2 protein-coding genes and 1 pseudogene are annotated in these 2,520 nt (G+C 46.3%); all 3 read right to left on the reverse strand.

Annotation, left to right across the window (positions count from 1 at the left end):
- Window positions 1-447 (reverse strand): annotated as a pseudogene (locus B7X71_RS15065) (tryptophan--tRNA ligase); the annotation flags it as partial.
- A gap of 56 nt (window positions 448-503) precedes the next feature.
- A complete protein-coding gene (locus B7X71_RS15070; protein WP_293599272.1) occupies window positions 504-1,352 on the reverse strand; it encodes a 3',5'-nucleoside bisphosphate phosphatase in 849 nt (282 codons plus the stop codon).
- A 9-nt stretch (window positions 1,353-1,361) separates the two neighbouring features.
- The gene (gene zapE / locus B7X71_RS15075; RefSeq protein ID WP_293601278.1) at window positions 1,362-2,465 is read right to left on the reverse strand and encodes a cell division protein ZapE; all 1,104 of its coding nucleotides are present in this window, start codon (window positions 2,463-2,465) and stop codon (window positions 1,362-1,364) included.
- Between the last annotated feature and the right edge of the window lie 55 nt (window positions 2,466-2,520).

Raw genomic sequence — 2,520 nt, forward strand, 5'->3', positions numbered from 1 at the left:
TACTGGAACAAACTGCGCGCGATACATCAAAATATCAGCAGCCTGTAACAAGGGGTAACCCAAAAAACCATAGGTCTGCAAATCTTTTTCTTTAAGCTTCTCGATTTGATCTTTATAGGTTGGCACGCGCTCTAACCAGCCCAGAGGTGTACCCATGGACAGCAATAAGAATAGCTCTGCATGCTCAGGGACTTTGCTCTGAATAAATAAAGTAGCTTGGTTTGGATCAACGCCACAGGCCAACCAGTCAATCACCATATCCCATACGGATTGCTCAATCACATCCGGGGTTTCATAGTGAGTAGTTAAGGCATGCCAATCTGCTACAAAAAAGTAGCAGGGATACTCAGACTGCAAGCGAACCCAATTCTTTAAAACGCCATGGTAGTGGCCGAGGTGCAAGCTACCAGTAGGTCGCATGCCAGATAGAACACGTTCTGCAAACATCTTGATCTTTATTCTTATAGGTAATTAAAACTAGTTAAGCAAATAGGAGAAAGCGGTTAGTGGAAAAGCGACCACACAGGAGTTAAGTGATCAGGCAAATGTGGCAAGGTACCGAGATCAATATAACTCTCTTCTGGATCATGAAAATCTGACCCACGAGAAGCTAAAAATCCATAGTGCTGGGCAATCTTGCCATAAGTTTGATATTGATTCGGGCTATGGCTTCCAGTAATCACCTCAATTGCCATACCGCCGATTTCTTTAAAGTGCTTATAGAGCTCATCCATCTGCATGGAGCTCAACTTATAACGACCAGGGTGGGCAATCACCGCGGCACCACCGGCGGCTTTAATCCAAGCAACGGCATTATCCAAAGTTGCCCAAAGGTGTGGCACATAACCCGGCTTGTCTTCTACTAAATAGTTTTTAAATACTTGATCGGTATCGCGACATACGCCCTGCTCAACCAAAAACCGTGCGAAATGCGTACGAGAAATAAGCTCATGATTGCCTGCAAAATGCAGTGCGCCTTCATAGGCGCCTGGTATGCCTGCCTTTAATAATTGTTCTGCCATCTGCTTAGCGCGGTTACCGCGTCCTTCGCGAGTCAGACGCAAGCCCTCCAAAATTCCTGCATGAGCAGCATCAATGCCCAAACCAACAATATGAATAGTCTGCCCCATCCAGGTCACTGAAATTTCGACCCCAGAAAGGTAATCCATGCCCAGCGCGCTTGCAGCGTCCTGAGCTCTTACCTGCCCACCTAATTCATCATGATCGGTTAAAGCCCATAAACGCACGCCATTGGCATAGGCGCGTTCAGCCAACTGCTCTGGAGTTAGGGTTCCATCAGAAACAACGGAATGGCAGTGTAAGTCTGCGTTGAGGCTGGAATTACTGGTCATGACCCTATTTTAGGTCAAGCTGGTGTCAATTACCCGGCGAGGCGCATCCAGGTAGTCACGAGACTGCATCTCAATTAAACGAGAAACCGTCCTTGAGAACTCGCTGGTAATTTGACCCTCAGTGTATAAATCCACCGCTGGGACCTCTGCGGAGATGATTAGCTTGATTTTATGGTCATACAGGACGTCAATCAGCCAAATAAAGCGGCGGGCTTCATTTGTCATTCTGGGTGGCATATAAGGCACCCCGGACAAAATCACCGTATGAAAGAGCTTGGCAATCTCTAAATAGTCATTTTGGGATCTTGGGCCGCAGCAGAGAGTCTGGAAGTCAAACCAAACTATTCCCTCGGCCATATGCAAAGGCCTTAATTCTCGAGATTCAATACGTAATACAGGTCGAACTGTTTCCTTCTGATTTCCAATTAAGGTTTGGAACATGCGCATTAATACAGTATGGGTCTCTGCATTGACTGGCGTGAGATAGGCCTCAACTTGAGCCATCTGCACACGGCGATAGTCATTACCAGCATCCACATTCATCACGTCGAGCTGTTCCTCAAGCAATTTAATAGCTGGAAGCAAACGATCGCGATGCAAGCCATTGGGATAAAGCTGGCTAGGCTGGTAATTGGAAGTCATGACAAACTGCACTCGATCCTCAAACAGCGCACTCAACAAGCGATACAGAATCATCGCATCGGCAATATCGTTGATATGAAACTCATCAAAACAAATCAGTCGATATCTCTTGGCAATTCTTTTAGATAGTTCATCGAGGGGATCAGCCATACCAGAGAGCTCATGAAGTTCACGGTGAACCTCGCGCATGAACTCATGAAAATGAATGCGGATCTTTTTTTCTAAAGGGGATGCAGCAAAGAAGCAATCCATGAGAAAGGATTTGCCCCGACCTACTCCACCCCACAGATAAACGCCACGGGGAAGCTTTGGTTTAAACAGTTTCTTTTTTAGGCCATTGCTACGGATTTCTTTATAAGCAATCCATTCATCTTCACAGCGCTGTAAGCGCTCAATGGCAGTAAGCTGCGCGGGATCGCTCTGATACCCGCGCGTCTTTAACTCTTGATGGTAATACTCTAATGCTTTCAATTACATGTTTAATGCACGTTTGTCCGTCGCCAATGCTGCTTCGCGAACCACTTCC

This window comes from Polynucleobacter sp. 39-46-10, from assembly GCF_002282275.1.